Raw genomic sequence first — 25,814 nt, 5'->3', positions numbered from 1 at the left:
TGAATCACGGGCGGCGGTGATGTACTTTTATCTATTTAAACAACAAGCGGTAAAGGATCATAAGCGATGATGTTGATACAAAGAGTACGAACACATTGCAGAATTTTGGCCGCCGTGCCGTTGATATTGTTGATCGGTTTATTAGTCGGTTGTGATAAGCCGACAACAGCAAACAATATACCGGTGGATACCACCGATTATTCAAAAGCTGGCTATCCTAAAATCATTACCACTGAACTGGGAACGGCGGTGATTAACCAACCGCCGCAGCGGATTGTGGCATTGGGAACCGGTACTGAAGATATTTTGTTAGATCTTGGTGTTATTCCCGTGGGTATTGAATCGCACCGTTGGGGTGGGGATACAGACGGGTATTTACCCTGGTTCAGAGAGGAAATAGAGCGACGTGGCGCAAAATTACCAGCTATTATCGAAATGTATCCTGAGCTGGATATCGAAAAAATCATCAAGCTGAAACCGGATTTAGTTTTGGCAACACAATCAGGTATTACACAGCAAAATTATGATCATCTGTCTCATTTTGTCCCTGTAATTGCCTACCCTCATAAGCCGTGGCAGACGACACCCCGGCAGCAGATTGAGCTGGTGGCTCGTGCGTTGGATAAAATGCCACAGGGAGAAAAACTCAATGCTGAACTGGATGCCATACTGACTCAGACGGGGAGTACGATCCCTAATATAAAGCATTATTCCTTTGCCTATATCAAGGCTGGAACAACAGGTAACACCTTATCCATCTATGTCAAAAATGATCCCAGGGTTGATACTTTGGTACACCTAGGCTTGTCATTGTTGCCATTGGCGGATTCTCTGACCGCTCCTTTTGGTAGTTTTGCATTCAATATTGGTCTGGAGAACGCTGATTTGTTGAATGGAGCGGATATTTTAGTTACCTGGTATACCAGTGAAAAGGAGCGTCAGCAGACGGAAGCACAGCCTCTGTTTCGATCTATTCGTGCCGTCCGTGAGGGAGGGTATATTCCGATGACTGATCAGTCTCTCGTAATGTCAATGTCTTATGGCTCGCTACTGAGTTTGCGTTGGGGATTACCCAGATTTATGCCGTTGTTGAAGCTGGAGATAGCAAAACATGAGAAACACTAAGCAACGTCTATCTCTCACATTGGGTTTGGTGTTGATGGCATTACTGACCTGTCTTTGTGTCGCCGTCAGCTTAAGTTTGGGATCAAAATCCCTACCGCTGTCAGCCATTTGGCAGCATTATTGGCTAGGGGATCAAGGCAGTTATTATGATTTGGTTATCAATGCTCGTGAGCCGCGTACACTCATTGGTTTAATGGCCGGAGCCGCACTGGCACTTGCAGGAACTGTTACTCAAGGATTGTTACGTAATCCGTTGGGAGATCCCGGTTTGTTGGGAATTAATGCGGGGGCGGCGACCGCGGTAGTCTTTTTCTCTTTCATTCCAGTGTTGGATCAACTGCCTCGTTTTGGGACAGCATTTATTGGCGCTGGCTTATCAACTTTATTGTTCTACCTGCTTAGCGGGGGTTCCCGCAATACCAATCCTGTACGATTGGTTTTGACAGGAGCAGCTATTAATGCCTCCCTGTTTGCCGTGGTACAGGGAATTGTACTGATGAATGCACAGGCAATGGACAGTTATCGTTTTTGGACAATGGGTTCTTTGAGCACCATGTCATTAAGGGAAGCAAGTTTATTGATCCCTTATCTGCTGGTGGCTATCGTTTTGACGCTTTCACTCAGTGCTTCATTGAATGTGATGGTTTTTGGTGAAGGGATCGCTGGCTCTCTCGGTGCCAATGTTGCCCGTACCCGTATATTGTCATTATTAAGTGCCACCATGTTGGCGGCAGGAGCGACAGCCATGGCGGGCCCGATTGCCTTTATTGGTCTGGTGGCACCACATTTGATGCGGGCCTTAGTAGGCAGTGATTTCCGCTGGTTGCTGCCTTACTGCCTGTTTGCAGGCCCTTGTTTGCTATTGATATCGGATGTTGTGGGACGATTGCTGATAGCGCCAGAGGAGATCATGGTTGGAATTATTACAGCAGCCCTTGGTGCACCGTTGCTTTATCTGGTTGCCAAAAACCGGACACAAAAAATAATGGTGGAATAGAAGTATGACGCAGATTGATTCGTCAACACCAATCAGGCAGCCACGTGTCAGAACATTCGCATTGGGAAAGGCCGTTTTTATCACACCATCGTGGCAGACAAGGAAAATGGTATTTTCGATGTTGCTGTTGTTGGTAGTGCTTTTTTATCTGACCTTATCATTAGGCAGAGAAGGGATGGATAACCCTTTTCTGACAACGGAAACACCTTATCAGGAATTTATTCTATTGCAGATACGTTTGCCCAGAGCGTTGCTAGCAATTGGAGCGGGAATAGCACTGGCTCTTTCGGGGACACTATTTCAGCTGACTACCCGCAATGCACTTGGTAGCCCAGACATCATTGGTATTAATGCCGGAGCCGCAGTAGGTATTATGGCAGCACTGCTTATCTGGCCCGGTGTACTGCCAATTCCTTTAGGTGGCTTATTGGGAGCCGGGCTTGCTGTGTTGTTGGTTTATTTCGGTAATGGCGCCGGTCTGGGAAGAATGCAAACCGGGAAAATAGTGATATCCGGGGTTGCAGTTGCTGCATTTTGTATGGCAATGGTTGACTTTGCTGTCTCAAATATCCGCATAGAGCAGGCTCAGCAAATACGTTCATTACTGATAGGTAGTCTTGCCAGCAGAGGATGGCAGGATGTGATAACTATCAGTGGGTTGATAATTTTTACTCCCGTATTGTTTTGGTTGGGCAGGCAATTAAATTATACCCATTTTGGCGATGACATCGCTAATACACTGGGTGTGCCAGTACGTTTTATCCAGATTGTTAGCATATTGTTGGCAGTCATTTTTGCCGCCATGTCTGTATTAGTTGTCGGCCCTGTTTCCTTTATTGCCCTTTCTGCACCACAAATTGCCCATCGATTAGTACATGCGAAAGGAGCTGCATTGTTTTGCTCTGCTTTGGTTGGGGCTTTGCTGATGTTGTTGTCTGATTTAATTACCCTGATATTACCAACTCCGGCTCGTTTACCTGTCGGTTTAGTTACTGCGGTAATTGGTGGGATCTATTTGATGTATTTACTGTATGCAGAATTAAGGAGAACACGATAATGCCATCGGATGAGAATTCCCCTGTGACGACTTCACGGCTTAAAGCCCTGGATCTTTCACTGGCATACGGTAAAAGAACGATCATTGACGGTATTAATATCGCGATTCACGATAGTGAATTTAGTGTCATCATTGGCCCCAATGGATGCGGAAAATCAACCTTGTTGCGGGCGATCAGCCGCAGTATGCAGCCACAGCAGGGTGAGGTCCAACTTGATGGAATAAATATCCATCGCTATAAGCCAAAAGCTGTTGCACGTGAGTTGTCATTATTAACGCAAGGGGCAGTTATAACTGAGGCGTTGACAATCTATGACCTTGTTTCGCGTGGACGTTACGCTTATCAGACTTTCTTGCGGCAGTGGTCAGAAGAAGATGAACGTGTCGTCAATGAAGCATTACGGGCAGTAGATTTATGGGATATGTCGCAGAAATTGGTTAGTGAATTGTCAGGTGGTCAGCGTCAGCGCGCATGGTTTGCCATGACATTGGCACAGCAAACCCCCATTATCCTGTTGGATGAACCGACGACTTATCTGGATATCTCTCATCAAATTGAGATGCTTGATTTGTGTCAGCGTTTACATCAACAAGGGAAAACTCTGGTACTGGTTTTACACGATATCAATTTGGCTCTACGTTATGCCACACGGTTAATCATGATGAAGAACGGGCAAGTTTATGCAGAAGGCAAGCCGGAAGAAATCATCACAGAACAAAGTATTGCAGATGTATTTGGTCTGGCCTGTTGCATTATTCGTGATCCGGAATCTGACAAGCCGTTAGTTATTCCGAGATATAACAGGAGAGTGTAAAATGGCAAATAAAAATAATCATAGCTCCAATCAAATGATATCAAAAATAGATATTAACGATATTGTTAATTTATTCGACAGTGCATTCAGTCACTTTAACTCATCAATGAAAGTGAATGCGGGAAATATCCCATCAGAGAGTATGGATTTTTATCAATGGTCGAATGAAAAAGAATTCTCATTATTAATGCAGCGTTACCAAAACGAGTACTATGGGAATAATGAACATAAGCCAAATAATAAAGGTCTTTATTCGTTATGGGCACAATGGTATTTTGGCTTGGTTGTTCCTCCTATTATGTTAATGTTGTTGGAATATCCACAGGCAGTAGATGCAGATTACCATCTTTTTCAGGTTGAATTTCATGAAAGTGGCCGGCCTAATATGGTTTATTACCAGTTAAACTGGATGAAAGAACCTATATCCCTGCTGGAACGTTATTATTCTTTATTGGATCGCCATATTATTCCTGTTTGTGAGAAAATTGAATCTTATCGGGGAATTAATGGGCGTTTATTATGGAACAATATTGGTTATGTGATGTATTGGTATTTGAGTAATTTCAGGGAAAGAATGGATGCTGAACAATACAACATATTGGTAAATAACCTTTTCTTTGAACAGAAATTACCGGATGGCAGGGATAATCCATTGTATCGGACAGTTATTTTGAGAAATAATGTGATTCAGCGTCGTTGCTGCTGTCAAAGAAACAAACTACCGGGAGTAGGAAATTGTCATGATTGTCCTCTTGAATCAACTGCATAAATAGTATTAGGTTGAATTACCTTATTTTTTAAAAGAAGGTTATGATTCTTTCTTTTTATGACTTTGTTAACTTGATTGTTAATAGAGGAATTCATATTGTAAAAAATACTTTAAAAGGTTATCTATATACCAAATAGATTTTATTTTTTGTTAATAATAAGTAAGGTATTTCCCCGGAACATATAGAATATATGTTCATAATTATGTTATCGGGATAAATTAGCTAAGCCAGATAGATAAAAATTAAAAATTAAAAAATGAAAAGAATATCTAATGAATTTAGAGCCTAAATTTAGGAATAGTAGACTAAAGATTAAAAAATATAGAGCTATATATAACTGGGTTTAATGAACATAGTTATAAGATCAATAAGTTAGAATATTAATGCTATAGCTTATATAAAAAGTAAGGATATATAATGTTTGAAGAATCTCAAGTATTTGCCGAATCTTTGGCCAAAAACACCTATTTAACGGGAAATGATAATTTTAAAAATAGCGATAGCTTTAAAGAAAACCACTTTAATCAATATCTATTAAATGGTGATAATGCAGGGAGCTACCTAGAAGATTCCTGCGATGTAATTGTTAAGTTAAAAAGGATATTGCAGAAAACAAAATCTCCTTTTAGCGGAATATTACCTAATGAATTATCTTCATCATTTAAAAAGATAAATTTAGATAACCCATTGGGATCTTGGGAACATGCATTAGAAGAATTGCAGCACCTTTATATTAAAGATGCTGTTTATTTCCATCATCCTAAATATGTTGCACACCTTAACTGTCCACTTGTGCTGCCATCAGCGATAGCTGAAACAATAATTGGTTGCATAAACTCATCTGTAGATACATGGGATCAAAGTGCTGGAGGGACACTGATAGAACAGAAAGTTCTTGATTGGACGCTGGATAAGATTGGTTTAGGTAAAGAAGCAGATGGCATATTTACCAGTGGTGGTACGCAATCAAACCTGATGGCAATGCTATTGGCACGGGACTGGTTTTGCCACCAACGAAACCCAGGGCACAAAAACCAACTGCACGGTTTACCTGCGGATTTTCATAAACTACGTATTTTTTCCTCATCGGTGAGCCACTTCAGCACTCAAAAAGCCGCTGCGATATTGGGGTTAGGTTATAACGCTGTTGTCTCTGTCCCATGTGATGATGAATTCCGAATGTCTGTACAGGCATTAGAAGCAAATATTAAACAATGTTTTGATGAAGGGAATATTCCTTTTGCCATTGTTGCTACTGCGGGAACGACAGATTTTGGTAGTATCGATCCATTACCTTTACTTGCTGATTTAGCCGAAAAGTACAGTTTATGGTTGCATGTTGATGCTGCTTATGGATGTGGTCTACTGGTTTCATCCCGCCACTCTCATTTACTTCAGGGCATAGACAGAGCGGATTCCGTCACCGTGGATTACCACAAATCCTTTTTCCAGCCTGTAAGTTGCAGTGCTTTCTTCGTTAAAAATAAACAGCATTTTTCTCATCTGACCTACCACGCGGAGTATTTGAACCCTTTGAGTGCGGAACAGGAGGGAACGCCGAATCTGGTGAATAAAAGCATCCAGACGACGCGTCGTTTTGATGCACTGAAGATGTGGCTGACACTGCGCGTGATTGGTGCCGAACAACTTGGACAGGCATTTGATACTTTATTGGACACGGCACAGTCCGCGTATCATTTGATGAGACAAAACCCATGTTTTGAACTTGTCCATCAACCTGTATTAAGTACGTTGGTATTTCGCTTTGTCCCGAAGCAAGGATTCCCTGAATATGCGATTGATCACCTTAATGCCAACATCCGTAAAGCACTGTTTAGAGAAGGAGAGTGTGTTATTGCTGGCACTAAAATCAATGACAGGCAATATCTGAAATTCACGTTCCTTAATCCGGCTACAACCGTAAAACATTTACAAGAGATCATCGACAGTATTGTCACTCAGGGAAACCTGTTGCTGACCGATCTCGTATTTTCTGATGATTCATTATTCAATCAACATCAAGCTGTTTATTGATCAACTTGTATTTATTAGGAGTAATTATGACAACCAAGACTTATGATTTTATCGCAATTGGAGTCGGCCCATTTAATCTGGGGTTGGCTTGTCTGGTTCAGCCTATAAAAGAAATCACTAGCCTGTTTATTGATCAGAAAGCAGGATTTGATTGGCATCCAGGCATGATGTTAGAAAACTCGACTATGCAGACTCCGTTTATGGCGGATTTGGTAACATTAGCTTCTCCGACACATCCATTGAGCTTTCTCAATTATATAAAAGAGAAGGGACGTATTTATTCATTCTACATTCGGGAAAACTTTTTCCTGATGCGCAAAGAATATAACCAATACTGTCAATGGGCAGCGGAAAAACTTTCTAATCTTCGTTTTAACACAAAGGTTGAAGATATTAGTTATGATGAAGCTCATTCGCATTATATTTTGCAATGTGCGGATACTTTGACAGGGCAGAAACACCAATTTTTTGCAAAAAAATTGGTGTTAGGAACAGGGCCTTCTTCTTATATTCCAAAGTGTTGCAAGCCCTTCGAAAATCAAATGATAACATCTGGAAATTATTTAAGTAATAAAGCAGCTTTACAGCAAAAGAAATCTATTACAGTTTTAGGAAGTGGTCAGAGTGCCGCAGAGATTTTTTATGATCTGTTACAGGACGTTGATACCTATGGTTATCAACTCAATTGGGTCACACGCTCTCCTCGCTTTTTCCCGCTTGAATATACCAAACTGACATTGGAGATGACTTCTCCTGAATATGTGGATTATTTCTATAGCTTGCCAGAAAACAAGCGTGAAGAACTCAATCGCTCACAAAAATCTCTCTATAAAGGTATTAATAGCTCACTTATTAATGAAATTTTCGATTTGATGTACACCAAGCGATTAAATGGAGAATTGAATGTTTCGTTATATACCAACAGTGAATTGCGAGAAATACATTGCATAACTGAAAACCAGAATACAGTAGTAAAACAAAAATTTGTATTGGATTTATTCCAGCAGGAACAGGAAGCCCCGTTTTATCTGGAAACAGAAGGAGTCGTTCTGGCTACAGGATATCAATATCAGGTTCCTGGATTTATTGAGGGTATTCAGCAACGTATCCGTTGGGATAAACGAGGTCGTTATGATGTGCAGCGCAATTATAGTATCGACTACAACAATGAAATCTTTGTACAAAACGTTGAACTGCATACACATGGCTTTGTGACGCCAGACTTGGGAATGGCCTGTTACCGCAATTCTCGCCTGATTGAGGAAATCACGGGAAAAGAACATTACGTGATAGAAAAAAGTATTTCATTCCAACAATTTAGTGTTGCCAGTGAAGGAGTATGCTGATGTTTGATATTGCCTCTATATCATTTGAAAAAAAACTACCTGATTTGGGAACGTTTTCATTGCGTCCATTAGATATAGATGAAGACATTGCGGTTATTACAGATTGGGTTAACCGGGACTACGCTTGTTATTGGGGAATGCAAGATCATACTGAACAGCAGGTAAGAGATTTCTATCAAGACTTAATAGAAAATCAGCCTGATTCTGTTTTTATTGGAATATATCAGGAACAACCGGTTTTCTTGCTGGAGTGTTATTGGGCACAGAAAGATCAGATCGGCCAATATTATGATGTCCTCCCGGATGACATGGGGATGCATATACTGGTTGCGCCATCAGATAAGAAGATCAAGCAATTTACGTGGGGGATCTTTCAAACAATTATTGCATTTATTTTCAGTAATTCTGCTGTTAATCGAATCGTTGTTGAGCCTGATATACGAAATGAAAAGATCCACCGCCTCAATTTACGAGCTGGTTTTGTTTATCATAAAACTGTGCAATTACCACACAAAACTGCTGGATTGGCATTTTGTACGAGAGAACAGCACCAAATAGCGTTGCAATCAGCGGAATTACCGGAAACTCTTAATCACAGCGATGCTTTCGTTAGGCACTTATACCCTGCCATTTGGCAAAAAGTGAACCGATTACATTTGAAGAAAGCCATTTCTGAGTTTGCCCACGAGTGTCTGTTATCGCCAGAGCTATTGACTGAAACCACAGACCAGGATGGTTATCGGCATTATCACTTAGAAAATAATGAACATTCGGTTGATTATCATTTCCGTGCACGTCGGTTGGCACTTGACCATTGGCTTATTGATGCTGATTCATTACGAAAAATGCAGGCAGGGGATTGGGTTGAACTCGATTTCATTCTTTTTATCATTGAGTTTAAAAAACAGATTGGTATTAGCGATACCGTGATGCCAACTTATTTGGAAGAATTGACCAGTACATTACATAGCAGTGCATTCAAATATCATCGGAGTGGTATTAAAGTAGAAGAATTGGTCGATGCTGATTTTCAGGCTATTGAAGCTGAAATGATGGAAGGTCATCCGATATTTGTGGCTAATAATGGACGTATTGGCTTTGATGCGGAAGATTTCCAAAATTTTAGTCCTGAATCTGCTGCTGATATTCGTTTGATATGGTTGGCTGCGCATAAGCGCAAAGCACATTTTGCCTGCATTGAACAACTTACTTATCAGCAACTATTGGAGCAGGAATTAGGCAAAGAGGAGGTCACTCAATTTAATAATAAACTTATTCTTATGGGTCTTAATCCAGAAGAATATTTATTGATGCCTTTTCATCCATGGCAATGGCAAAACAAACTGCCATCGGTATTTGCTCATGACCTTGCTAACCGAAACTTGATTTATTTGGGGAAGGGAAGCGATATTTATCAGGCTCAGCAGTCAATAAGAACTCTTTTTAATCGTAGCAACCCACAACGCTTCTATGTAAAAGCAGCTTTATCTATTCTGAATATGGGATTTATGCGTGGTTTATCACCTTATTATATGGCGACCACACCGGGCATAAATGAATGGTTGTTTGATTTAGTAAAAAACGATGTGGTTTTACAGCGTTGTGGTTTTCGACTCTTGAGAGAAGTCGCGAGCATTGGTTTTAGGAGTAGTTATTATGAACAGGCCATTAATGGTGATACACCTTATAAGAAAATGATGGCTGCGTTATGGAGAGAAAACCCTCTTCAACTGATTGAAAATAATCAGAATGTGATGTCGATGGCAGCATTATTGCATCATGATCAACAGGGGAATGCTTTCTTACCCGCTTTAATATCTGCCTCAGGATTATCTACGGATGAGTGGGTACGTCGTTATTTGGGCTGCTATCTGCTGCCGCTATTGCATTGTTTGTATGCTTACGATCTGATGTTCATGCCACATGGTGAAAATATCATTATGGTGCTTGAGGAGCATATACCGCAATACATCTTTATGAAAGATTTGGCAGAAGAAATTCTGGTGATGAATCCTGATGCTGATTTGCCAGAAAAGGCTAGTCGGGTGAAAGTAAATATGCCAGAAGAAATGAAATCATTGACTATTTTATCTGACGTATTTGATGGAGTTTTTCGCTACCTGTCAGCAATTCTTGATGAACAAGGTGGATATCCACAAGACGATTTCTGGAAAGCGGTAGCCGATTGTATTTTGGATTATCAGTTTGAGCATCCAGAACTTAAAGAAAAATTTATTCAATATGAACTGTTTACACCAGAAATTAAACGGTGCTGTCTGAATCGTCTGCAAATTGCTAATAATCGTCAAATGTTGGATTTGTCTGATCCCTCTAAGAGTTTGAAATTTTCTGAGGAATTGATTAATCCAATTGCTGTATTTGTAAAAACTGCTCATATAAAGTGATTTAAACACTAATCATTTATTTATAACAGAGAACCCGACAGCCAGTCGGGTTCTTTTTAAACAGGTTTTGTCAACGATTACCAGAAACATAGGCTTCCTGTCACTAGGATAAAATCGGGTTAGTGTGCTCCTCCACTCCCCTGGTTTCCTGCACCAAAAGGTGGTTTTGCCATCCAGACCAGCAATGTCAACATAAGGAATATGCCTGCGGAAAGCCAAAAAATTTCATTGGCTGAAATAATCAATCCCTGATGGGTGATCCCCTTTGCCAAATAAGCTGAAATCTGTTGGTCATTCATACCTAGTTGGGAGAGTTGCTGATAAGTTTGCTGAAAATTAGGGTTATACGGATTGATATTCTCCGTAAAGTATGAATGGTGCATGGCCTCACGTTGTGTCCACATGGTGGTTGTGATGGAGGTTCCAATCGAGCCTGATAATATACGGGTAAAGTTTGACAGGCTGGAAGCTGATGCCATGCGCTCTGGCCCTAAACCTGACAAAGTCATGGTTGTCAAAGGCATGAAGAAGCAAGCCATAGCGAGTCCCTGTACGAATTGAGGCCATGCCGCAGTCGCGAAATCCATCCCTGATTCAAATGTATATGCCCGCCAATAGAAACAGACAGTATAAATAACGAAACTGAATGTTATGATCAAACGCATATCGACCTTATGACCATATTTGCCAATGAGTGGTGAAAGTAGCAGAGGCAACAACCCTATCGGAGCAGCTGCAAAGCCGGCCCATGTTGCGGTATAACCGAATACTTCTTGTAGTAGCTGTGGCAACAGGACGATGCTGCCGAAGTACAGCATGAAGGAGAGACTGATACTGAGTGTACCGATAGTAAAGTTACGCTCTTTGAATAATGATAGATCGATAACAGGGTGTTCATCGGTTAATTCCCATACAATTAAAAACGATAATGAAATAACCGCTATGACTGTCAGGACGATAATTTCAGTGGAATTGAACCAATCCAGTTCTTTACCCTGATCAAGCATGATTTGCAGACAACCGACACCAACGATTAGCAGAATTAATCCTACTGTATCAATAGGATTAATTTCGATTTTAGTTTCCCTACCTCGTAAGATCTGCATTGAGACAAAAATAATACCGATACCAAGAGGTATGTTAATAAAGAAAATCCAGCCCCAATGATAGTTGTCACTGATATAACCACCCAGTATCGGGCCACAAATAGGTGCAACCACGATCATAACAGACCAGAGTGCCAATGCCATATTCCGTTTGGCAGGGGGGTAGTTATTCAACAAAAGGCTTTGACAAAGTGGAAGGACTGGCCCTGCGACCAGCCCCTGAATGATACGAAATACAATCAACATCTCAAGACTGTTGGAGATGCCACACAGCCATGAGGAGAAGGTAAAGAGAGCGGTAGACCAAATGAATAGTTTTACCTCTCCAAACCGTTTTGCCAACCAACCAGTAATAGGAATGGAAATGGCGTTTGCAACACCAAAAGAGGTGATGACCCATGTTCCTTGGGAATTTGATGCACCTAAATTTCCTGCAATTGTCGGTATGGCAACGTTAGCAATGGTTGAATCCAAAACCAACATGAAAGTAGCCATTGCGAGGGAAATGGTCAGTAACGCCAGCTTCGTGCCTGTAAGTGGTTTTCTTGTCACCATGACTTCCCCTTATGACTAATTATTAGAGTTACTATTAATGATGTCAGTAACTATTTTATTTGCAGGAGACATGTCTATCATTAAGGCATCCGTGTGATAGACTGGTTTGATGCGTCCAGTGGTGGACAAAGTCATTCCATTGGTATCTGCCGTATCGACAATCACTTTTGTTGACAGGCCGATACGCAGAGGATGGTGCTTCAGTTGTTCTGGTTCAAGTTCAATGCGAACAGGCAAGCGTTGAACAACTTTGATCCAGTTTCCACTGGCATTTTGAGCTGGCAGCAGAGAAAAAGCACTACCGGTTCCCATATCAAGGCCAACAACTTTACCTGTATATACGATGTCATCACCGTAAAAATCGCTGATAATTTTTGCCGGTTGTCCGATCTTCATATTAGAAAGTTGGGTTTCTTTAAAATTGGCTTCAATCCACATATTAGTGGCTGGCACGATAGCCATTAAAGGTGTTCCCATATTGATGCGAGAGCCTATTTGTACATTACGACGAGAAACATATCCATCTACAGGGCTGACAATTTTCGTTCTTTGCAGGTTTAACCAGGCATCACGAACCCCAGAAGCCGCTTTTTCTACCACAGGTTGTTTTTCCAGCGGTGTGTTCAGAATAACAGCTTGATTACTATTGTACTGTTCGACGGCTACATCTAGATCAGCCTGGGCAAGTGCAACACTTTCATATGAATGTTGTAGTTCTTCCTGACCAATAGCATCTTGTCTGCCAAGTATTTTCCTTCGGTTGAAATCATTCTGCACTTTTCTAAGAGCAATCTTTTTCTGTTCAATGATAGCTTGGTACTTCTTACTATCAACCATCTGTTGGTGAGTTTTCCGCACAGCGGTAGCCAGTTCATTTTCCGCTTTTGTCAGAGTGAGTTCAGCATCCCGGGGATCAAGCTGTATCAGAACACTACCACTTTTTACGAAGTCGGTATTATCAAAATAGATAGTGGTGACACTGCCCGCGACCTGAGACATGATTTGTATTTGATTGCCTGCTACATAAGCGTTATCTGTTTCTTGTTGATGGCGCGAAAAGATGAACCAGTAAACAGCATAAATCGTACCGAGGATTAAAAACAATAAGGTAAGCAAAATCATGGTATTGCGACGTTGATGTCTCTTATTTTTTTGCTGACGACTTGAAGTCGGTGGCAATAGACTTTCCTCACTAAGGCTCATAGTGAATCTCCGTATCTTTCTTGTTTATATTGCTACATGATGTCCACGCCATAAAGACCACTCATTCCCAGTAGTGCGGGTTACACTACTGGAAAAGATGGGCTATATGGGTTTGATATTATCTGAGGATAATAGTTAGTCATATGACATATCATTAGCCATATGACATACCAAATGATACTGGCTAGCAGAAAAGTTTTTTTAGGTCATGTTGCCATATTGTGATTTTTCGGGGTCCGGTATTGTTCATGGAGAATACAATTACTTTTTCAAACAATCCCCGATGTTATCCAATTGTGTCAACAATTTTCTCATCAATTTTTCTAACTGTTTTTGTTCCTCCAGATCAAGAGAAGACCAAAGTTTAATCAGGCACTCATGTTGAGGTGGGAGTAAACTATTCAAGAAATTTGTACCTTTTTCTGTCAGATGAAGATGGAGACAACGACGGTCGTTATGGCTTTCTTTTCTTTCTATCCAGCCTTGCTTCTCTAATTCATCAGCAATTCGAGTTGCGTTTGTGCGAGAGGAACCCAACGCCGAGCTAAGTTCTGATGGCTGAATGCTACGACTTTCTTTGGTATCCAGGATCATCAGTGCCATAAACAAGGTTTCATTGATTCCTTGCGCTCTCAGCATGTTATTGCGATTTTCCAGCATCTTACTCTGGACATGCATTGATAAGCGAGTGAGTAATATCTCTTGATAGGGCAAACTTTTGTTCAACTCTTTTTGCTGTGCAACACGGCAATTAAGTAACTCTTCTGTGGGAGTGAATGAACTTTCCATTGTTTAGATACCTTATTAGTTTCAACCGGTAAAGTAACTTCTGCGAAAAACCATACAAATACTATATTAAAAGTATAATTTAGCAATTATAGTTATTTATTATCATCATATTTATTTTAATATTGATACCTAATTCATAAATACCTTGAATGTTAATCCAAAAATGGCTGCTCCGAATAGTGTAGTAATGATGATGCTGCGCGTTTTATAGAAGCATGCACAGATGATCAAACAGCCAGTTAGAGTAGAAAAAAACTTATTGTGCTCCTGCATCACATCAGGGGTTCCTGCACCTGCCAGAATGGCAACTGGAATGGAAAAAAGTATGACTCCTATTAATGCGCACGCCACTGTACCCAATACCCAAGATAGCCATGAATAAATGGCAATTGCGCTCATCCAGTTTTCACTCCAACTGGGTTGATCTTTAATGAATTTTGTTGTCGCAGTGGCAAAAAACTCATCGGTTAACCCGAAATCCCAAATTGCAGTTTTCTTGCCTGATATTGCTTCAAGGGGAGTGAATCTCAATTCGACGGCACTAAGGGCAAATGTGAAGGAAATAGAAATATAGTTAATAACAATAGGAATATTCTCAAAAATATCTCCAATGAATGAAAAACACTTGCTTGGTATTGCGGAGTCATTTATCGCTGTGTCAGATGTTAAGTTATTGGACACAGGGGTATCAGGTATCGACATAAGGTAATTTATTTTTTTGTTAATAGTAAAACAACATTAACAAAATATAATAAAAGTGGAAATATGAAATGTCTAAATTATTTAACAAATATTATTTAGGACAATGATTTTGATCGAAAAAATGGAGTTGACAAGTGATCGGAATGTTGATTTGTTAATAAATTTATGTGTGATTGTGACAGAAGCTAAGATGAAGCTGATTTTTGCTTCGCAGCTTTTCTGGCTTCATTGAGCCAGCCATCAAAGGTTTTTTGATGTGCGTTAATCCAGCCGTTGGCATGATGTTCAATATCCTCTTCGGAGTCTTTCCCAGCATGCATACGCATATTTTGTGCGTTGATATCTGCAACAGGTAATTGCATGACAGCAAAAAGTGCTGCTGCCGCTGGATTTTTTTCAGCCCAAATCCGATTCGCCACGATATGCATGGAGCTGGGAGGAAAACCATAATTGCGGCCATTTGGCAATTGAGTATCAATTTCACCATCTTCATTGAGGGCGGAGAAAGGAACTTGTAGCCATATCACATCTTTTCCGGGTTTTAGAACATCGTTGACCCAATAGGGCGTCCATGTGTAGTAAAAGATAGAGTTACCTTCACGGTAACGGGCGATAGTATCTGCCATCATGGCGGTATAGTTACCCTGATTTTGTTCCACAGTATTTTCTAAACCATAAGACTTTAATTGATGGTTTATTACTTTTTCGCATCCCCAGCCGGGGTTACAGCCAGTCAGATCTGCTTTACCGTTTCCATTGCTGTCAAACAACTCAGCCAGTTTTGGATCTCGTAATTGGGCAATATTATTGATGTGGTATTTTTCGGCTGTTTTCTTATCGATCAGATATCCTTGAACAGCATTTTTAACGAAGGTTCCCTTTCGGTAGAACGTCTTATCACCGCCTTCAGCTTTGTACTGTACATTATGAAGAGGAACCCAATTGACCGCCATAAATGTGGCATCACCTGAGGCAATGGTGGCATAGGCGACGTTGTAATCGACTTCTTCGATTGATTTGACATCATAACCAAGCTTTTCCAAAGCTTTGCAGACAATTAACGTCTGGAATGTTTCTTCACCGATGGTACTTTGCAACGGTTGTACACTAATACCTTTTCCGGGAAGTTCTGTAGTAGCTAACGACGTACTTGTTAAAAATATCAGGTTGAATCCTAAGATAATTTTCTTGTTTATGCGCTTTTTCAATCGGGTTGTGATTAGCATGATTTTCCCCCGTTATTAATCTGTTTGACCATCCTGATGTTGAGCATTTTTGTGGTGGGTTAGTTTTTTCAGGGATAACAGTTTAATTAACAATCCTATTGGCCCGGTGTGATACCAGAGTCTGTTATTTCTGGTGCGGATATTTCTTCCTAAAGATTGAGTTAAGCGATCAAGGATAATGGCAAGGATGACAATACCCGTCCCACCAACTGCGGCCAGTCCGATATCAAGACGACCGATCCCCCGAAGTACCATTTGTCCCAAACCACCGACAGCGATCATTGAAGCAATAACAACCATGGATAGTGCCAACATTAATGTCTGGTTCACACCAGCCATAATTGTTGGCAGGGCAAGGGGAAGTTGGACTTTGAACAACATTTGACGTGGACTGGCACCAAAAGATCTCGCGGCTTCAATCAGATCTACCGGAACTTGTTTGATCCCTAAAATGGTCAGGCGAATAATTGGGGGTAAGGCAAAAATGATTGTTACCATGACGCCCGGTACATTCCCAATACCGAATAGCATCACAATAGGCACAAGATAAACAAAGGCAGGTGTTGTTTGCATTGCATCCAATAGAGGGCGGATGATCCCGGCTGTTCGGTCACTGCGTGCCAGCCAAATCCCGAGTGGCAACCCAATCAGGACGCAAAATAGCAGAGCCGTGAGTACCAGTGCCAGTGTGGTCATCGCTTGAGACCATGCCCCGATGGTGCCAATAAAGCATAATGAAATTAAAGTGAGCCCGCCTATGCCAGCACCTGCTAGCTGCCATGCCAGAAATGCCAGGAAAAGTATCGTGATGGGAGCTGGCATTGACATCAAGAATTGCTCAAATCTGTTTAAGATAAAATCCACCGGAATACGTATTCCCTGAAAAAAAGGCCGGAAGTGTAAAACGATCCAATCAATGGCATGGGTGACCCACGAATCAAATGGGATGAGTTTATGCTGAAAAGGTTCCATGATATTAAAATGTCCCTGTGAGATATTATCTGTAGGGGCATCCAGCCAATCTGTATTTGATAATGAATCGCTTGTGGTGCTGTTGAGCCAGGGATCACTGAATGTTGTCTGATCGGGTGTTGATTGCGGCGTATTACTGCTCATTTGGTGCCTCCTTATCTAAAGCCTGCAACAGTATTCCTTTGGAAATAATACCCAAATAACGGTGAGCATCACCCACAACAGGGACGGCACAGGGAGATTGAGCTACGATGGATATCAGCTCATTCAATGGCATATCTGCCGGCACTGCCGCTGGCTCTGCCAGGATAGCGTGCTCGATAGGATATTTCTTTTCCAGTGTGTCTTGCAGGGAATCGACTGAAACTACCCCAATAAATTTCTGATCTTTCTCGATCAGATAGCCATAATCTCGGTCTCCATCTTCCAGTATTTTCAAGGCTGAACGAGGCCCAAAACCTACCGCAATATGGAGTAGTGCTTCTGGCCGACGACGAGCGACATCTTTTGCTGAAAATACATGACTGATATTCACTCCTCGAAAGAATGCCTTGACATAATCATTGGCAGGATTATTTAAAATCTCATCAGGTGTTCCCACCTGAACAATAATCCCTTCTTGCATGATGGCAATGCGATCACCAATACGGATTGCTTCATCCAGATCATGGGAAATGAATATAATTGTGCGTTGATGTTGACCTTGCAGGCGCAATAGTTCATCCTGCATTTCCGCACGAATAAGGGGGTCGAGGGCAGAAAAGGCCTCATCCATTAATAAAATATCAGGATTATTGGCAAGCGCTCTGGCTAATCCAATACGCTGTTGCATACCACCCGATAACTCATCCGGGTAAGACATAGCGTAGTTTTCCAGATTGACTTGTTTCAGGGCTTCAAGTGCTTTGTACTGGCGTATTTCTTTAGGAATACCAGTAAGCTCCAGACCGAAAGCCACATTCTCCACCACATTTAAATGTGGCATAAGCGCAAATGATTGGAAAACCATACTGATTTTATTGCGGCGGATTTCGCGCAATTGAATGTCTGAAATTATAGAGATATCTTGCCCATCGATAATTACCTGACCTTTGGTTGGTTCTATCAGGCGGTTGAGAAGGCGTACCAGTGTGGATTTTCCTGAGCCGGACAGGCCCATAATCACAAACATTTCACCTTCTTCGATGACCAAATTAGCATTTTGTACGCCAACTGCCATACCAGTTTTTTTAAATATTTCTGCTTTATTGTAGTTGGATTCTAATAACTTAATTGCCTGCTCTGGATGGTCACCGAATATTTTATACAGATCTCTAACTTCAAGTTTAATTGTCATGTAATAAATATTTAGCTTTGTGAAAAGGTATATTCTCTTTAATTGCTTACTTCAGATAATTTTTAGATAATTTGCTCGGACTATACTCTAGCACGTTGAGATATTATGTTGATAACTTCCAGAATATAATTATTAACTAAAAGGTAAAGTTTTTTACAGGTAAATGTCTACATTTTTTACTTAATTTTAACTTTCATTGTAAGAAGGTTGACTTATTAAAAAAAAGACTATTATCGTCATAAATATAGAGCAAAGTAAACTTTTGCGGGATTTATCTCTTTTATCTCTTTTATCTCTTTTTTGTCGTGTGGCTACTTTGAAAAAATTCATTGTCTATAATTGTAGGATAAGAACATGTTGCGAGATTTTATGATGGATAAGATTACTCACAATCCAACTGTGTTTGCCATAAATTATCACTCTTCTGGTAAAATTCTTTATTGATCTACGCACTTACCGAAGAATGAAAACGAGTATTTATGTATTACAATTCAGAAATCTCTTTATGAGAAGGTTACTATATATGGTGCATTTTTTGATATTTTTATCCATATATGGTGTTTTTATCTTTTTTGAATGAATGCTGCTAAAAGTAAGATGTTATATCTTATTGGTAATCCTATGATTTTTATTATCAGAAGGCGGTATGGTTTCTTTATCAAATTGTCAGATGTGTAACTGAATTCATCATTGCAAAGTGGTGAAAGAGAGACTTAGGCTAGTATAGAAATTATTAACAATAAATTAAATGGAGGTAGTTTATGTATCACCATTACCTGAATACTCCAGAAGGTTTTCCTAAACCTTATGTACACATCACTGCGAACGATGAAGGAGTCACTAGTATTTATTTTGTTAATGAAAAGAAAGAACTGGAATCTAAAAATGCTATTACTAAGCAGTGTGTAAAAGAGCTACAGGAATATTTTAAAGGAAAACGGCAGACATTTACGGTTCCTTTGAGTATGCAAGGAACTGAATTTCAGAAACGTGTCTGGCAACAACTCTGTAATATCCCATTTGGTGAAATGTGGAGTTATAAACAATTAGCATTAACGTTGGGTTCGGTAAATTATTGTCGTGCAGTCGGTATGGCTAATTCACGTAATCCGATTTCACTGATTGTTCCCTGCCATAGGGTAATTGGGCATGATGGTAAGTTAGTCGGATATACAGGCGGGCTTAATATTAAGGAGTGGTTGCTGGAGCATGAGAAGAAAAAAAAGACGATAATTAAACCAAGCTAGAATGAAACGCCAATTAATTTGTGAAATGGCAATTGGCGTATAGAATAAATTAATGACATTAAACAAAACGTGCGTTTTGTTCATTTTGTTATATGTTTCGTGATCTAGGTTGCAGACAGTGGACTATATTATTTGTTGTACTGTATGTAACACGGAGTCTGTGTCTTTTTTATTAAAGGTAAGTTTGATGTCTAAAATTAAAGGTAACGTTAAGTGGTTTAATGAATCTAAAGGATTCGGTTTTATCACTCCAGAAGATGGTAGTAAAGATGTTTTCGTACACTTTTCCGCCATTCAGACTAATGGCTTCAAAACATTGGCTGAAGGCCAAAAAGTTGAATTTGAAATCACTGAGGGTGCGAAAGGTCCATCTGCTGCAAACGTTGTCGCGATCTAATTTCTAATCCCATATTCTTAAAACCCGTTTTCATAACGGGTTTTTTATGTTATCTAATTTCTGCTTAGTTTAGAGTTTATTCATCAAGGTAAACGCGAAGGCAGTCATTAATAATGAACCGATCACATTTGCCAGAATAGTGCTTAGTGCCCAACTTATTTTCCCTGTTTGTAATAAATAAACCACTTCAGCGGAAAATGTAGAGAAAGTTGTCAATCCACCGCAGAACCCCGTTGTTAACATGAGTTTCCAGGTAGGGTCAAGATGTGTTGCTTTGCTGAAATAGGCCAGTCCCAGCCCGATAATAAATGCTCCAATACAGTTAGCCGTCAGAGTACCAATGGCAATAGGAGCTGAGACATTATTCAGGCGGAGGCCAATGAACCAACGTAAGACGCTGCCAAAACCACCACCGATAAATACAGAGAGAATAAGATTCATCAGTAGTGGCCCCGGTTATTTGACTTCCATACCTTTGGCTTGCAAGTCAGCGTGGTAAGAAGAACGGACAAATGGCCCACAAGCTGCATGAGTAAAGCCCATTTCTAAAGCTGCTTCTTTTATTTCATCAAATTCAGCAGGGCTGACATAACGCTGGACTGGCAGGTGATGGCGACTTGGCTGCAAATATTGTCCTAATGTCAGCATAGTTACCCCGTGACTACGTAAATCACGCATCACTTCTAAAATTTCTTTATTAGTTTCCCCTAAACCTACCATCAAACCTGATTTAGTTGGAATATCTGGGTGTACTTCTTTGAATTTTTGCAGCAGTTGTAATGACCAGTTGTAGTTCGCACCTGGACGGATCTGACGATACATCCGTGGTACGTTTTCCAGATTATGGTTAAAGACATCGGGAGGTGTTGCAGTCAGAATTTCCAGTGCATGATCCATACGGCCGCGGAAATCCGGTACTAGTGTTTCAATTTTAATTGATGGATTTTTTTCACGGATCGCAGTGATACAGTCAGCAAAATGCTGAGCTCCTCCATCGCGCAAATCATCACGGTCAACAGATGTAATAACAACATAGCGCAGACCCATATCCTGAATAGTTTGCGCAAGTTTAATCGGTTCATTTGCATCTGGTGCGTTTGGTCGCCCATGTGCCACATCACAGAACGGGCAGCGGCGAGTACAAATAGCACCCAGGATCATAAAAGTAGCGGTTCCGTGGTTAAAGCATTCGGCAAGGTTAGGACAAGAGGCTTCTTCACAGACGGAATGCAACCCATTTTTGCGCATTGCTGCTTTGATTCCCTGAATGCGGCTGGAATCCGCAGGAAGTTTGATTTTCATCCACTCAGGTTTACGCAAGAGTGCTTCACGTTCTGTGACCACTGTTTTCACAGGGATCAAAGCCATCTTATCTGCGTCGCGGTATTTGACACCACGTTCCATCTGAATTGGTTTACTCATAATCGTGCTGGTTCCAGTTATATTCTTCAGATTGTTTTTTATTGCTTGATTAATAGGCCAAATTTATCGGAGCAATAAGTGTATTCAAATTTTTTTGAAAAATGTTAAAAAATTATATCATCTTTCATTGATGAGTTGAAATCCTAAGATCTGGCAGAATTTTTGTACCAGAACGGGTTGTACATCTTCAACAGTGATCCCAGCTACGAGGTCACTGAGCTGAATCATTTGCATGCCTGCATAACCACATGGATTAATGCGCAAAAAGGGCTGTAAGTCCATTGCAATATTTAATGCCAGGCCATGGAAAGAACACCCTTTTCGGATACGTAATCCCAATGAACAAATTTTATTGCCTTTGACATAAACTCCCGGCGCATCAGGTCGGGCATGAGACTCAACGCCAAAATGAGCTAATGTCCCAATAACGGTATTTTCAATTGCGGTGACTAACTGACGAACCCCGATTTTAGCCCGTTTTAAGTCGATCAAAATGTACATGACTTGCTGACCAGGCCCATGATAAGTGACCTGGCCTCCCCTGTCGGACTGAATAACAGGAATGTCACCCGGTACAAGCACGTGTTCTGCTTTACCTGCCTGTCCCTGCGTAAACACTTTTTCATGCTGGACCAGCCAGATTTCATCGGGGGTTTCCGCTGCACGCTGCTCGGTGAACTGGTGCATGGCTTCAGAAACCGACTCGTAAGGCTGAATACCCAACTGGCGTAAAATAATGGTGTTATGTTGCAATGGAAATTTCATCATCAGTTAACAAAAATTGCCCGCCAGTATAACGCCCTAAAAGAATTCTCTCTAGTTAGAGAATGCCTTCATGCAATAATAATGTTAATTAGACGAATATGTTTAGATTTTATATTATCATAATTATATATTTCGACGATTTCCCCCTTGTTTTCTGTTTGAGCTAACAGATGGTCAGAAAAAACCAACTCCTGATTGTTGGGCATCTTTGCAGTTCTCTGGTGCTCTTATACAGCCTCTCAATGCTGCTGCCTGTTTTTGTCGCCTTGTTTTATAAAGAAAAAAGTGTTTTTGCGTTTTTCGAAACGTTTGTTATTGGAATGATACTTGGAGGTGTTGGGTGGTATTTCACCCGAAAAACTAAAGCACAACCCAGTACTCAAGATGGGTTCCTTATTATCGTTTTATTCTGGTTGCTCTTTTCGTTGCTTAGTGCCTTGCCTTTCGTGCTGGATAAAAATCTGAATATCAATCTTGTGGATGCCATGTTTGAAGGTATATCCGGTATCACAACGACAGGAGCAACGGTACTGAATGATGTCTCTTCATTACCTAAGTCTGTTCTTTATTACCGCGCTCAGCTCAATTTCATCGGCGGTTTGGGTGTTATCGTGCTTGCCGTAGCTATTTTGCCATTGCTCGGTATTGGTGGTGTAAAGCTTTATCAATCAGAGATGCCTGGCCCGTTTAAAGAGGAACGATTAACTCCGCGCCTTGCAGATAGCGCCAAAAGTTTATGGGTAGTTTATCTGTTGCTAGGAGGAATATGCTCGTTCAGCTTCTGGGCAGCCGGGATGTCTTGGTTTGATGCCATTTGCCATGGGATATCAACGGTCTCTTTGGGAGGATTTTCGACCCGCAATGAAAGTCTTGGCTATTATGACAATTCACTCATTGAAATGGTGGGAGGCATTTTCTCAATATTGTCAGCGGTTAATTTCACCCTCTATTTTGTTGTCCTGACACGAAGAAGCCTCAAACCTTTACTGAAAAATGCCGAGTTTCAGTTCTTCCTGCTGGTGCTTTTTATCGTGATTTGTATTATTTGGCTGGAATTGTATCGCTCTGGGATGTATGGCTTGAAAGATGCCTTTGTGCATGGTTTTTTCATGACCAGCTCAATGATGACAGACAATGGTCTGGCAACTTCAGATTATGCGCAATGGCCACCTCACACGATGTTGATGTTATTAGCGGTAAGTTTCTTTGGTGGCTGTGTTGGCTCGACTTGTGGAGGTATTAAGGCGCTGCGTTTTCTGATCCTGACAAAACAAAGTTTCAGTGAGATTAATCAGCTTATTCATCCGAACGCCATTTCAACGATTAAAGTGGGTAAATCACCGGTGCAGGAAAGGGTACTTCGTTCCGTCTGGGGCTTTTTCTTCTTGTATATTTTTTGCAGTTGCTTTTTTATTTGGGCACTGAATTTTCTGGGATATGATCTGGTGACTTCATTTGCCACGGTTGCCGCATGTATCAATAACATGGGCGTTGGTTATGGTGAGACAGCACAAGGTTTTGGCAATCTTGATGCTGTGGCGAAATGGATGATGTGCGCTGCTATGTTGTTGGGAAGGCTGGAAATTTATCCTATTCTGATCCTATGCTCGAAAGCGTTCTGGCGTTTTTGACTGGGGCGTTAGTATGTATAGGAGTGCTGATAGCTTTGATCCCACTGTACCACCGTTGGTTAACGATTTTACTGCCTTCATTGACGTGCCATTTTATTACGCTGATACGGCAGGTGAGATAGGAAGCCAAAAAAGTGCTGACTTTTTTGTCAGCACTTTTTTATAGAAGTCGAATTTGCAGAAGTAGAAATTGTCACGATACTATCACATTACTACTCACTATATATTATGTATATAGTATCATGCATTCATTACAACACTACGCGCACCAGTTCCAGTTTACCCAAGTCTTCATACAGCGTTTCAACCTGCTCAATATGAGTTGCATTGATAGTAATAGAAACAGAGTGGTAATTACCTTTGCTGCTTGGTTTCACTGTTGGGGAGTAATCGCCCGGCGCATGGTGCTGAACCACTTCAATAACCTGATCCACCAGCTCAGGTTGAGCTAATCCCATCACTTTGTAAGTGAATGAGCAGGGGAACTCAAGCAGTTCATTTAATTTCGTTTTCATGGGCGCTCCTGATTTATTAGTCACGGTAGAATGATGGATTCTACCGTGGTGTGATTATTTTCTAACAATTTATATTAATATAAGGTTCAATGCTCAGCTTTCAAGATTTCAGCCAAACCAGTGGTGGAACATTAAGCGGATGTAATCGAATATACGGCTAAAGAAACCACCCTCTTTGACTTCCTGCATCACGACCAATGGGCGTTGTTCGATCGTTTTACCATCAAGTTGGAAATTGATTGTGCCGACTACCTGATCTTTGGCGAGAGGGGCGTGTAGTTCATTGCTATTTAATACATAGCTGGCTTTTAGATCTTTCAGGCGACCACGGGGAATAGTCAGGTAAACGTCCTTCTCGACACCCAGTTGTACTTTATCAGTATCGCCAAACCAGACTGGCTCAGAAGCAAATTCTTTATCTGCCCGTAATGGCGAAACAGTTTCAAAGAAACGGAAACCCCAGGTCAGCAGTTTCTTACTGTCAGTTTCACGGCCTTTGAATGTCGGGTTACCCATTATTGTAGTAATCAGGCGCATGTTACCTTCAGTCGCAGAGGAAACAAGGTTATATCCAGCACCACTGGTATGGCCGGTTTTGATGCCGTCCACATTCAGGCTCTTATCCCACAACAAACCATTGCGGTTGGTCTGGCGGATGTTATTGTAAGTGAATTCTTTCTCTTTATAGATGGCATATTCATCCGGCACATCGCGGATCAATGCCTGACCAATCAGCGCCATATCATGGGCAGAACTGTATTGGCCTTCTGCATCCAGACCGTGAACAGTTTGGAAGTGGGTGTTTTTCAGTCCTAAACTCTGGACATATTTATTCATCAGACTGACGAACGCATCCTGACTACCTGCTACGTAGTCCGCCATTGCTACACAAGCATCATTACCGGATTGCAGGTTAATACCACGGGACAGCATAGCGACAGAAACTTGATCGCCGGGTTTCAAAAACATCAGAGAAGAACCTTTGAATATAGGATTTCCTGTTGCCCAGGCATCCTTACCTACCGTAACGATATCATTCGGGCCAATTTTCCCTGATTTGATGGCTTGACCAATAACATAACTGGTCATCATTTTTGTCAGGCTAGCAGGGTCACGGCGGATATCTGAATTCTTTTCGGCCAATATTTTTCCTGAATTGTAATCAATCAGAATATAGGCTTCGGCATCGATCTGCGGCACTCCGGGGATCATGGTTTTGAAATTATCATCCGTATTTGCGAATGCAGAAACATTGGCAGCCAGAGCAATGCTCAGGGCGGCAATTTTAATAAAACGGGAAGTAGCGATACGGGAAGTAACTATACGAGAAGTAACTATGTATTTCATGATTGATTAGATAACATCCGTGAGAGAAGCATTGATAATAAGCCACATAATA

The 25,814-nt window shown here is 41.0% G+C and carries 23 protein-coding genes; 11 read left to right on the top strand and 12 right to left on the bottom strand.

The genetic code is table 11. From position 1 onward, the window contains the following. Positions 1-66: 66 nt before the first annotated feature. The 8 genes from HGO23_RS13890 (at position 67) to HGO23_RS13855 (ending at position 10,549) form a co-directional block, all read left to right on the top strand. Positions 67-1,125 (top strand): iron-siderophore ABC transporter substrate-binding protein, encoded by a 1,059-nt coding sequence (locus tag HGO23_RS13890; RefSeq protein WP_244589833.1) that lies wholly within the window; start codon positions 67-69, stop codon positions 1,123-1,125. Next, a complete protein-coding gene (locus tag HGO23_RS13885; RefSeq protein ID WP_099134439.1) occupies positions 1,112-2,122 on the top strand; it encodes a FecCD family ABC transporter permease in 1,011 nt (336 codons plus the stop codon). The genes HGO23_RS13890 and HGO23_RS13885 overlap by 14 nt, the downstream gene beginning before the upstream one ends. Positions 2,123-2,126: 4 nt before the next feature. Further along, complete coding sequence (locus HGO23_RS13880) at positions 2,127-3,179, top strand: FecCD family ABC transporter permease (protein WP_099134440.1); 1,053 nt, start codon at positions 2,127-2,129, stop codon at positions 3,177-3,179. Next, entirely contained in the window at positions 3,179-3,994 is an 816-nt protein-coding gene (locus HGO23_RS13875) for an ABC transporter ATP-binding protein (RefSeq protein ID WP_099134441.1), read from the top strand. Before HGO23_RS13880 ends, HGO23_RS13875 begins: the two co-directional genes overlap by 1 nt. 1 nt (position 3,995) lies before the next feature. Next, positions 3,996-4,763, top strand: coding sequence for a siderophore-iron reductase FhuF (fhuF, locus tag HGO23_RS13870; protein ID WP_209027018.1), 768 nt, complete (start codon positions 3,996-3,998; stop codon positions 4,761-4,763). Positions 4,764-5,181: 418 nt separating this feature from the next. Further along, positions 5,182-6,798, top strand: a complete 1,617-nt coding sequence (locus HGO23_RS13865; RefSeq protein ID WP_099134443.1) for a pyridoxal phosphate-dependent decarboxylase family protein — start codon at positions 5,182-5,184, stop codon at positions 6,796-6,798. Between the two features lie 26 nt (positions 6,799-6,824). After that, on the top strand, positions 6,825-8,144 hold the full coding sequence (locus HGO23_RS13860) for a lysine N(6)-hydroxylase/L-ornithine N(5)-oxygenase family protein (RefSeq protein ID WP_209027017.1): 1,320 nt from the start codon (positions 6,825-6,827) through the stop codon (positions 8,142-8,144). Continuing rightward, positions 8,144-10,549 carry a GNAT family N-acetyltransferase gene (locus HGO23_RS13855; protein ID WP_209027016.1) on the top strand — a complete coding sequence of 802 codons (2,406 nt, stop codon included), beginning with the start codon at positions 8,144-8,146 and terminating at the stop codon, positions 10,547-10,549. Before HGO23_RS13860 ends, HGO23_RS13855 begins: the two co-directional genes overlap by 1 nt. A 119-nt stretch (positions 10,550-10,668) precedes the next feature. Here HGO23_RS13855 and emrB read toward each other — a convergent pair whose 3' ends face one another. The 7 genes from emrB to proV all read right to left on the bottom strand — a co-directional run bounded on the left by emrB (position 10,669) and on the right by proV (position 18,438). Continuing rightward, positions 10,669-12,210 (bottom strand): multidrug efflux MFS transporter permease subunit EmrB, encoded by a 1,542-nt coding sequence (gene emrB / locus HGO23_RS13850; protein ID WP_209027015.1) that lies wholly within the window; start codon positions 12,208-12,210, stop codon positions 10,669-10,671. 15 nt (positions 12,211-12,225) lie between these two features. Further along, positions 12,226-13,413: a multidrug efflux MFS transporter periplasmic adaptor subunit EmrA gene (emrA, locus tag HGO23_RS13845; protein WP_209027014.1), complete on the bottom strand. Its 1,188-nt coding sequence runs from the start codon at positions 13,411-13,413 to the stop codon at positions 12,226-12,228. Positions 13,414-13,674: 261 nt separating this feature from the next. After that, on the bottom strand, positions 13,675-14,202 hold the full coding sequence (mprA, locus tag HGO23_RS13840) for a transcriptional repressor MprA (protein ID WP_099134448.1): 528 nt from the start codon (positions 14,200-14,202) through the stop codon (positions 13,675-13,677). A gap of 129 nt (positions 14,203-14,331) precedes the next feature. Next, positions 14,332-14,883 carry an AzlC family ABC transporter permease gene (locus tag HGO23_RS19725; RefSeq protein ID WP_342355488.1) on the bottom strand — a complete coding sequence of 184 codons (552 nt, stop codon included), beginning with the start codon at positions 14,881-14,883 and terminating at the stop codon, positions 14,332-14,334. Between the two features lie 206 nt (positions 14,884-15,089). Then, entirely contained in the window at positions 15,090-16,130 is a 1,041-nt protein-coding gene (gene proX, locus HGO23_RS13830; RefSeq protein WP_209027013.1) for a glycine betaine/L-proline ABC transporter substrate-binding protein ProX, read from the bottom strand. A gap of 15 nt (positions 16,131-16,145) precedes the next feature. Further along, positions 16,146-17,246, bottom strand: a complete 1,101-nt coding sequence (gene proW, locus HGO23_RS13825; RefSeq protein ID WP_209027012.1) for a glycine betaine/L-proline ABC transporter permease ProW — start codon at positions 17,244-17,246, stop codon at positions 16,146-16,148. Further along, the gene (gene proV, locus HGO23_RS13820) at positions 17,236-18,438 is read right to left on the bottom strand and encodes a glycine betaine/L-proline ABC transporter ATP-binding protein ProV (RefSeq protein WP_209027011.1); all 1,203 of its coding nucleotides are present in this window, start codon (positions 18,436-18,438) and stop codon (positions 17,236-17,238) included. The genes proW and proV overlap by 11 nt, the downstream gene beginning before the upstream one ends. A gap of 761 nt (positions 18,439-19,199) precedes the next feature. Between proV and HGO23_RS13815 the strand changes: the two genes are divergently transcribed. Beyond that, entirely contained in the window at positions 19,200-19,685 is a 486-nt protein-coding gene (locus HGO23_RS13815; protein ID WP_099134453.1) for a methylated-DNA--[protein]-cysteine S-methyltransferase, read from the top strand. Positions 19,686-19,872: 187 nt separating this feature from the next. After that, positions 19,873-20,082, top strand: a complete 210-nt coding sequence (cspE, locus tag HGO23_RS13810; protein ID WP_099134454.1) for a transcription antiterminator/RNA stability regulator CspE — start codon at positions 19,873-19,875, stop codon at positions 20,080-20,082. A 69-nt stretch (positions 20,083-20,151) separates the two neighbouring features. Here the strand turns inward: cspE and crcB are convergent, their stop codons facing one another. The 3 genes from crcB to lipB all read right to left on the bottom strand — a co-directional run bounded on the left by crcB (position 20,152) and on the right by lipB (position 22,257). Further along, entirely contained in the window at positions 20,152-20,526 is a 375-nt protein-coding gene (crcB, locus tag HGO23_RS13805; protein WP_099134455.1) for a fluoride efflux transporter CrcB, read from the bottom strand. A gap of 12 nt (positions 20,527-20,538) precedes the next feature. Continuing rightward, entirely contained in the window at positions 20,539-21,504 is a 966-nt protein-coding gene (lipA, locus tag HGO23_RS13800) for a lipoyl synthase (RefSeq protein ID WP_099134456.1), read from the bottom strand. 117 nt (positions 21,505-21,621) lie between these two features. Continuing rightward, entirely contained in the window at positions 21,622-22,257 is a 636-nt protein-coding gene (gene lipB, locus HGO23_RS13795; protein ID WP_099134609.1) for a lipoyl(octanoyl) transferase LipB, read from the bottom strand. 182 nt (positions 22,258-22,439) lie between these two features. Here lipB and HGO23_RS13790 point away from each other — a divergent pair, with 182 nt between their 5' ends. Beyond that, a complete protein-coding gene (locus HGO23_RS13790) occupies positions 22,440-23,900 on the top strand; it encodes a TrkH family potassium uptake protein (protein WP_099134457.1) in 1,461 nt (486 codons plus the stop codon). Between the two features lie 251 nt (positions 23,901-24,151). Here HGO23_RS13790 and ybeD read toward each other — a convergent pair whose 3' ends face one another. Then, positions 24,152-24,415 carry a DUF493 family protein YbeD gene (ybeD, locus tag HGO23_RS13785; protein WP_099134458.1) on the bottom strand — a complete coding sequence of 88 codons (264 nt, stop codon included), beginning with the start codon at positions 24,413-24,415 and terminating at the stop codon, positions 24,152-24,154. A gap of 108 nt (positions 24,416-24,523) precedes the next feature. Then, positions 24,524-25,762: a D-alanyl-D-alanine carboxypeptidase DacA gene (dacA, locus tag HGO23_RS13780; RefSeq protein WP_209027010.1), complete on the bottom strand. Its 1,239-nt coding sequence runs from the start codon at positions 25,760-25,762 to the stop codon at positions 24,524-24,526. Positions 25,763-25,814 lie beyond the last annotated feature (52 nt).

Source organism: Xenorhabdus budapestensis, assembly GCF_017743015.1.
Classification (GTDB): Bacteria; Pseudomonadota; Gammaproteobacteria; order Enterobacterales; family Enterobacteriaceae; genus Xenorhabdus; species Xenorhabdus budapestensis.
This window is presented reverse-complemented; position numbering and strand designations above follow the sequence as displayed.

What these genes read in the sequence shown, in the direction of transcription:
- HGO23_RS13865 (WP_099134443.1), top strand. Translation starts at nt 5,182, where the DNA reads ATGTTTGAAGAATCTCAAGTATTTGCCGAATCTTTGGCCAAAAACACC.
- fhuF (WP_209027018.1), top strand. Translation starts at nt 3,996, where the DNA reads ATGGCAAATAAAAATAATCATAGCTCCAATCAAATGATATCAAAAATA.
- cspE (WP_099134454.1), top strand. Translation starts at nt 19,873, where the DNA reads ATGTCTAAAATTAAAGGTAACGTTAAGTGGTTTAATGAATCTAAAGGA.
- emrA (WP_209027014.1), bottom strand. Translation starts at nt 13,413, where the DNA reads ATGAGCCTTAGTGAGGAAAGTCTATTGCCACCGACTTCAAGTCGTCAG.
- HGO23_RS13860 (WP_209027017.1), top strand. Translation starts at nt 6,825, where the DNA reads ATGACAACCAAGACTTATGATTTTATCGCAATTGGAGTCGGCCCATTT.
- HGO23_RS13855 (WP_209027016.1), top strand. Translation starts at nt 8,144, where the DNA reads ATGTTTGATATTGCCTCTATATCATTTGAAAAAAAACTACCTGATTTG.
- mprA (WP_099134448.1), bottom strand. Translation starts at nt 14,202, where the DNA reads ATGGAAAGTTCATTCACTCCCACAGAAGAGTTACTTAATTGCCGTGTT.
- HGO23_RS13875 (WP_099134441.1), top strand. Translation starts at nt 3,179, where the DNA reads ATGCCATCGGATGAGAATTCCCCTGTGACGACTTCACGGCTTAAAGCC.
- proW (WP_209027012.1), bottom strand. Translation starts at nt 17,246, where the DNA reads ATGAGCAGTAATACGCCGCAATCAACACCCGATCAGACAACATTCAGT.
- ybeD (WP_099134458.1), bottom strand. Translation starts at nt 24,415, where the DNA reads ATGAAAACGAAATTAAATGAACTGCTTGAGTTCCCCTGCTCATTCACT.
- HGO23_RS13815 (WP_099134453.1), top strand. Translation starts at nt 19,200, where the DNA reads ATGTATCACCATTACCTGAATACTCCAGAAGGTTTTCCTAAACCTTAT.
- lipA (WP_099134456.1), bottom strand. Translation starts at nt 21,504, where the DNA reads ATGAGTAAACCAATTCAGATGGAACGTGGTGTCAAATACCGCGACGCA.
- proV (WP_209027011.1), bottom strand. Translation starts at nt 18,438, where the DNA reads ATGACAATTAAACTTGAAGTTAGAGATCTGTATAAAATATTCGGTGAC.
- dacA (WP_209027010.1), bottom strand. Translation starts at nt 25,762, where the DNA reads ATGAAATACATAGTTACTTCTCGTATAGTTACTTCCCGTATCGCTACT.
- HGO23_RS13890 (WP_244589833.1), top strand. Translation starts at nt 67, where the DNA reads ATGATGTTGATACAAAGAGTACGAACACATTGCAGAATTTTGGCCGCC.
- HGO23_RS13885 (WP_099134439.1), top strand. Translation starts at nt 1,112, where the DNA reads ATGAGAAACACTAAGCAACGTCTATCTCTCACATTGGGTTTGGTGTTG.
- HGO23_RS13880 (WP_099134440.1), top strand. Translation starts at nt 2,127, where the DNA reads ATGACGCAGATTGATTCGTCAACACCAATCAGGCAGCCACGTGTCAGA.
- proX (WP_209027013.1), bottom strand. Translation starts at nt 16,130, where the DNA reads ATGCTAATCACAACCCGATTGAAAAAGCGCATAAACAAGAAAATTATC.
- HGO23_RS13790 (WP_099134457.1), top strand. Translation starts at nt 22,440, where the DNA reads ATGGTCAGAAAAAACCAACTCCTGATTGTTGGGCATCTTTGCAGTTCT.
- emrB (WP_209027015.1), bottom strand. Translation starts at nt 12,210, where the DNA reads ATGGTGACAAGAAAACCACTTACAGGCACGAAGCTGGCGTTACTGACC.